Source organism: Hafnia sp. (genome assembly GCF_036648275.1).
GTDB classification, from domain to species: Bacteria; Pseudomonadota; Gammaproteobacteria; order Enterobacterales; family Enterobacteriaceae; genus Hafnia; species Hafnia alvei.
On record NZ_JAVXIQ010000058.1, the window covers coordinates 1 to 6,772 of the forward strand.

The 6,772-nt window shown below is 50.7% G+C and carries 4 protein-coding genes; 3 read left to right on the forward strand and 1 reads right to left on the reverse strand.

Annotation, left to right across the window (positions count from 1 at the left end; translation table 11 throughout):
* On the reverse strand, nt 1-844 hold an 844-nt coding region (locus tag RSC70_RS20755), incomplete at its 3' end, for an ROK family protein (RefSeq protein WP_332543468.1).
* Between the two features lie 116 nt (nt 845-960).
* On the opposite strand from RSC70_RS20755, the gene RSC70_RS20760 reads away from it, so the two are divergent.
* The 3 genes from RSC70_RS20760 (at nt 961) to RSC70_RS20770 (ending at nt 6,589) form a co-directional block, all read left to right on the forward strand.
* Nucleotides 961-4,230, forward strand: a complete 3,270-nt coding sequence (locus RSC70_RS20760; protein WP_332543470.1) for a DUF5107 domain-containing protein — start codon at nt 961-963, stop codon at nt 4,228-4,230.
* A gap of 80 nt (nt 4,231-4,310) precedes the next feature.
* On the forward strand, nt 4,311-5,741 hold the full coding sequence (locus tag RSC70_RS20765) for a sugar porter family MFS transporter (protein WP_039185836.1): 1,431 nt from the start codon (nt 4,311-4,313) through the stop codon (nt 5,739-5,741).
* Complete coding sequence (locus RSC70_RS20770; protein ID WP_130996267.1) at nt 5,741-6,589, forward strand: aldose 1-epimerase; 849 nt, start codon at nt 5,741-5,743, stop codon at nt 6,587-6,589. Before RSC70_RS20765 ends, RSC70_RS20770 begins: the two co-directional genes overlap by 1 nt.
* The last annotated feature ends 183 nt before the right edge of the window (nt 6,590-6,772 follow it).

The window sequence follows — 6,772 nt, forward strand, 5'->3', positions numbered from 1 at the left end:
TTTGTGGCTGAGATTTCAGCCAAATACGGGCACGCTTTTTAAGTGCGGAAAGTGAGGCTACCGTTTCCAAGCAGCCATAGCGTCCACAATCGCAGGCCACTCCGTCGGGATTGACGATGGTGTGCCCAATCTGCCCGCTGCCATATAGGCTGCCACGATAAATTTGTTGGTTGATGACGAAGGATGAGCCAATCCCGTAATCCACGTTGATGACGCAGAAATCCTGCGGATTGTCGGCGTTTTGCCATTTCTCAGCCAGCGCCAACATCACGCAGTCGTTGTCTAACAGCACACGGGTTTTTAGCTTCTCTTCTAGCAGGTATTTCATTTCGATGTGCTCTTTCCACGGCGCCTGCGGCATATTTTGCGAAACGCCGGTCACGGGATCGACTTGTCCATGAATGGCTAGCGCTAGCTGAATGGTTCGCTGCGGATGCAGCTTTCGCTGTTGGTAATAAACCTGCTCGATAGCAGCTAATAAGGCTTGTGGATGAGGGGCTGAAACAGCCGCAAATTGATATTCGCCCAGAGGCAAAATTTGGCTGTTGACCAGTTGGCTCTCAATACAGTTTGGCGTCACGTTCATGCAGAGAATCAGCGAATTATTGATGGGAATTTGGTAACAACCGCCGCTGAGGCCGCGGCTGCTGAGCATGCGATCGGAGTGCTCGATTTTGCCATCGTCCATCAGCTCCTCAAGAATTTTGCCGATTGCTGGGATCGACAGGCCGGTCTGCTGCGCCAGCATCGATTTACTCGCATGTTTATAACGATAAATAAGCGCCAGTAATATTCGCTTGTTAAGGTGACGTACCCGCTGATTATTCAATCCAAGATCAAACATTTCACTTAACTCCGTTAACTGTATTGCGTGAGCTTTCATCACAACGGAAAAAAACGTCTCCCATACACTGCCAACATACCTTAGTTCACTGTCATTTTTTTACTGGAGACGCAGAAATGTACGGCGACGTCAAAGTTTGGCAAGAAAGTGTGACTTTACCGACCTATCGCATCGGCGCGGAAGATCCTAACCCGATGTTTTTAGAGAAGCGTGTCTATCAAGGCTCTTCTGGCGCGGTTTATCCCTATGGCGTAATCGATACCTTAACCGGCGAGTGCGAGGACCGTGAATACCAAGCAGTATGGCTAGAAAATGATTTTATTCGGGTGATGCTGCTGCCCGAGCTGGGAGGACGAATTCATCGTGCATACGACAAAGTAATGCAGCGTGATTTTGTCTATTACAACGAGGTGATTAAACCGGCTCTGGTGGGGCTAGTCGGGCCGTGGATTTCCGGTGGCATTGAGTTTAACTGGCCGCAGCATCATCGCCCAACCACCTTTATGCCGGTCGATGTGACTTTTAGCCATCAGGATGACGGCAGTAAAACCGTTTGGTTAGGTGAAGTCGAGCCGATGCGTGGTTTGCAGGTCATGACCGGTTTTAGGCTGTATCCGCAAAAAGCGCTGATCGAGATTACCGGCAAAGTTTTTAACGGCAACCCCACGCCTCGCCACTTCTTGTGGTGGGCGAACCCCGCAGTGAAAGGAGGGGACGATCATCAAAGCGTATTCCCACCGGATGTGACGGCTGTTTATGACCACGGTAAGCGCGATGTTTCTGCCTTCCCAATGGCGACCGGAACCTATTATAAGGTGGATTATTCGGCTGGGGTCGATATCTCTCGCTACAAGAATATCCCCGTACCAACGTCGTATATGGCGGATAAATCAGATTATGACTTTGTTGGCGCTTACCATCACGGCGAACAGGGAGGCTTACTGCATATCGCCGATCACCATGTTTCTCCGGGGAAAAAGCAGTGGACGTGGGGCAACTGTGATTTTGGTTTAGCGTGGGATCGTAACTTAACCGATCACAACGGGCCTTATATCGAGCTAATGACCGGCGTATTCACCGACAACCAACCGGATTTTACTTGGCTTGCACCTTATGAAGAGAAGGTCTTCGTACAGAACTTTCTGCCGTACAGCCGGTTGGGAACCTTGCAGAATGCGAATACGCAGGCGGCAATCAAGCTGGAACGGCATCATGGCGAGATACAGCTTGGCCTCTACGCGATAACCCCGCTTGATAATGTCACGCTTGTCGTCAGTGCCGACGATAAAGAGATTTTCCGTGAATCACTGACGTTCTCTCCTGCGCAATCGTGGTTACACGCGTTGCCGGACCGCTCTTCGGCACGTCTGACACTTTCTCTGCGGGATAGCGATGGCCGCGAGATTATCAGTTACTTAGAGCATGTCCCTGAAGAAATGCCGCTACCACAGGCGGCCAGTGCTCCGCAAAAACCACAAGAACTCACTAACACCGATGAGCTGTATTTCATTGGTCAGCATCTGGAACAGTATCTGCATGCGAGTCGCTCTGCTTTTGATTATTACCAACGAGCTTTGGAAATAGATCCTCAGGACTATCGCTGTAATGTCGCGTTAGCGACGCTGGAGTTTAACCGCGCCAACTTTGAACGGGCCGAATTTTATGCCGACGCCGCGTTGCAGCGTGCTCAACGTTGGAATAAAAATCCCCAATGCGGTCAGGCGAGCATGTTACGCGGTTCTGCCCGCGAAAAGCTGGGCCGTGAAACGCAGGCCTACGATGATTACTTTAAGGCGACATGGAGCGGCAACTGTCGCGACGCCGCATTTTATGCCTTGTCGCGTTTAGCACTGCGTAAAGGTGAGTTAGAACAGGCGTTGGCATTTGTTAATCAGAGCCTGATTTTCAACGGGGCAAACAATCTGGCAATGGGGCTAAAGGCGCTCATTTTACAGCGTTTAGGTCAGAACGAGCAGGCCAAGGAATATGTCGCGGCGCAGCTTGTACAGTATCCGCTTAGCTACGCTTTGCTGTATATGCAGTCGCTACTGAACAATAACGTTGATGCATTCAAAACTATCGCGGGAGCGAGAGGAATAAATTCCTGTGTATTAGCCGGCTGGCTGATGAGTTTGGGATGTGAAAACGATGCATTAGCGTTGTTGGATTTGTTGGATAACCCAGAATCTTTACCGCTGCTTTACCGTGCTGCGCTGACACAAGATACCCAGGATCGTAGCCAGTATTTACAGCAGGCTCGCGATAATTTTGGCCTAAAAGTCAGATTCCCTAACACCTTGGATGAGGTTGCCATTCTGCAACGCCTCCCACAAGACGGCTTTGCTCAATATTTGCTGGGATGCTTCTTCTACAGCAAGCGTCGTTACGATCAGGCGGAGTCTTGCTGGCTATTTGCGCTACAGCAAATGCCAAACTTTGCCGCGTTGCATCGCGTATTAGGGATTTATGCCTTCAATAAACAAGATGATGCTGAAGGTGCTACTCGTTATTTCCAGCGAGCACTGGATCTTGAACCCGAAAATCCGCGCCTGCTATTTGAATTTAGTTATCTGCAAAAACGGATGGCGGTGCCGACCGAACAGCGTTTGCGTTTGCTGGATGAGCGCCGTGACGTGGCACTTAAGCGTGACGATCTCACCGCAGAACTGCTTAGCCTTTATCACATCCATAACAAAACGGACGCCGCGGCAGAGATCCTTTGGCGTCGTCAGTTCCACCCTTGGGAAGGCGGCGAGGGCAAAGTTACTGGGCAATTTTTAATTAATCATCAGCGTCGTGCTTTGGCGTTGATGAAAGAGCGGCGCTTTGCCGAGGCGTATGACGTTTTGCACCAGTCACTCAGTTACCCAGCCAATCTTGGGGAAGGGCGTTTGGTTGGGCAAAGCGATAACGACATCTGGTACTTACTGGCGGTTTGCGCCGAACAGATGCAAGACACAGAACACATGCAGTTAGCTTTGCAACGTGCATTACAAGGGGGATCGGTTCTTAGCGAAGGCCGTTATTACAACGATCAACCGGTAGATTATCTGTTTTATCAGGCAATGGCGGCGGTGCGTCTAGGGGAAAAGGCTCAGGCTCAGCAGCAATTCCAATTCATGGTGGATTGGGCAAATCAGCACCGCAACGACGTCTCCGAACCGGATTTCTTTGCCGTCTCGCTGCCCGATCTGATTGTGCTAGATGCCTCGGCACAGGAACAGCATATCCAACATTGCCTGTGGGTTGAGGCATTAGGGTATTTAGGCTTGGGCGATGAAGCGAGCTTTGTACGTCTTACCGATCGGTTGCTTGAGCGTAATCCGGCTCACGATAAGGCGCATTTATTGCGTTTGGCGCTACAGACCGGTGTTTTTAATGGCTAAGCCATAACAGGCCACCGCGGTGGCCTATTTCTAATGACTGCGTAAGCCTGTTCCCTACAAGATAACGATAAGGTGAAAAAATGAAAAACACGCAGAACCATCTCAATATGTCTTATGTCTGGATGATATGTTTGGTTGCCGCCTGTGGTGGGCTACTGTTCGGTTATGACTGGGTAGTGATTGGCGGTGCAAAACCGTTTTACGAAGCCTATTTTGGTATTACCGATCCCGCCCAATCAGGATGGGCGATGAGTTCGGCATTAGCCGGCTGTGTCTTTGGCGCACTGATTTCAGGCTGGTGCGCCGACCGTTTTGGTCGCAAGCTGCCGCTGATTATCTCTGCGGTTTTGTTTTCTGCTTCGGCATGGGGAACCGCGGTTGCGACGGATTTCGACTGGTTCGTGTTTTATCGCATCGTAGGCGGTGTGGGCATTGGCTTAGCCTCTGCGCTGAGCCCGATGTATATCGCCGAAGTTAGCCCAGCGGAAAAACGCGGGAAATTTGTGGCGATTAACCAACTCACGATTGTGATCGGCGTTCTTGCAGCACAGCTGGTAAACCTGATGATTGCAGAGCCGGTTGCCAGTTCGGCAACCATGCAAGATATTCTGCAAAGTTGGAATGGGCAAGCTGGCTGGCGTTGGATGTTTGGCGCAGAGTTGGTTCCGGCTATATTGTTCTTATTGCTGATGTTCTTAGTGCCTGAGTCTCCACGTTGGCTGGCAAAAGCGGGCAAACAGGATAAAGCCGAGCGCATGTTACGCCGAATTGGCAGCGTTGAATATGCACGGGCAACGCTCACCGATATTCGCGCAACGCTAGGGGCTAATACGCAAAAGGTTGCGGCGAGCGAACTGCTCAACCCTCGAGTTAGGCCGATCATTTTGATTGGGATCGTGCTGGCCGTTTTCCAACAGTGGTGCGGGATCAACGTGATCTTCAACTATGCGCAGGAGATCTTCGCTTCGGCCGGTTTTGATATTAACAGCACGTTGAAATCGATAGTGGCGACTGGCCTTATCAACCTGATTTTTACCATCATTGCTTTGCCGCTGGTGGACAAGTTGGGACGGCGCAAATTGATGTTACTCGGTGCTTCAGGGCTGACCGTGATCTATGTTCTGATTGCTGGCGCTTATGCCTTGGGCATCATGGGGCTACCTGTACTGTTGCTGGTTTTAGCCGCCATTGCCATTTATGCACTGACGCTTGCGCCTGTTACTTGGGTTCTATTGTCTGAGATTTTCCCTAATCGCGTGCGCGGCATGGCGATGTCAGTAGGGACGCTGGCGCTTTGGATTGCCTGTTTCTTGCTTACCTATACCTTCCCTCTATTAAATGCCAGCTTAGGGGCCGCAGGAAGCTTCTTGCTGTATGGCATTATTTGCGCGCTTGGATTCGTGTTCGTATTGCGTAATGTGCCTGAAACCAAAGGTGTCACGCTTGAAGCTTTGGAGCGTCAATTAGCTGGGAGCACGAAACCCGCAGAGCATAATGTGAAGCAAGCATAATGGATATTTATACCTTAGAGACCTCACGGTTTAGGCTGCGGGTGACACCGCAGTCGGCGGCGATTTTAAGCTTTGACGATCTCGACGGCGGCAGGGAGATTCTACGTGCGTACCAAGAGAATACCGGATGGCATCCGGGAGAGAGCGCGCTGTTTCCTATGCTGCCGGTGGCTAATCGAGTGCGAGATAATCGCTTTCGCTTAGGTGAGAGAGAGGTTTGTCTGCCGGATAGCTCATTGGATCCGATGTTTTTCCTACATGGAGACGGTTGGCTGCAACGTTGGCAGTTACAGGATCTCAGCGTAAACCACATCGCGTTAGGGCTACGAGTACAGCATGACTGTGGCTTTGACTATTCGGCTCTGCTGGTTTACCGGCTAAGTGACGAGGGGCTGACAGCCCATCTGACGCTGCGGCATTGTGGTACAGAACCTATGCTGTATGGGGTGGGATTTCATCCGTTCTTTGTGAAAACGTCGCAGACGCAGATACAGTTTTTTTCCTCGGGATATTGGCCTGAAGGTGAAAAACACTTGCCTCTATCGTGGCAGAGAAACATGCCTGATGACATTGATTTCTCTTGTGCCAAAGTGCCTAACAACGTGTGGATGAACCATGGCTATTCGGGCTGGAACGGCGTTGCTCATTTAGTTACGCCTCACCAATCAACGGTGACAATACGTAGTTCCGTGCCTTACCTTATGCTGTTTCAAATGCCCAATGAACCGTTTATTTGCCTCGAACCTCAAAGCCATCCAGTCGATGCCCACAATATGGAAGGACAACCGGGTTTGGTGTTGTTAGGAAAAGGGGAGAATATGGAGTTGGTTATGGGGATAGAAGTGTGAAGGTTTCGTACGCCTAAAGCACTGAAATCTACATGGGGATTGTGTAAGGTTTCGGGCGCCTAATGCACTGAGATCTACATGGGAATGGTGTAAGGTTTCGTACGCCTAATACACTGAAATCTACATGCACTCCGTGCAGGCGTCCGAGTCGGGGGGCCAGTCGCTGCCCCCCGACACCCCAGC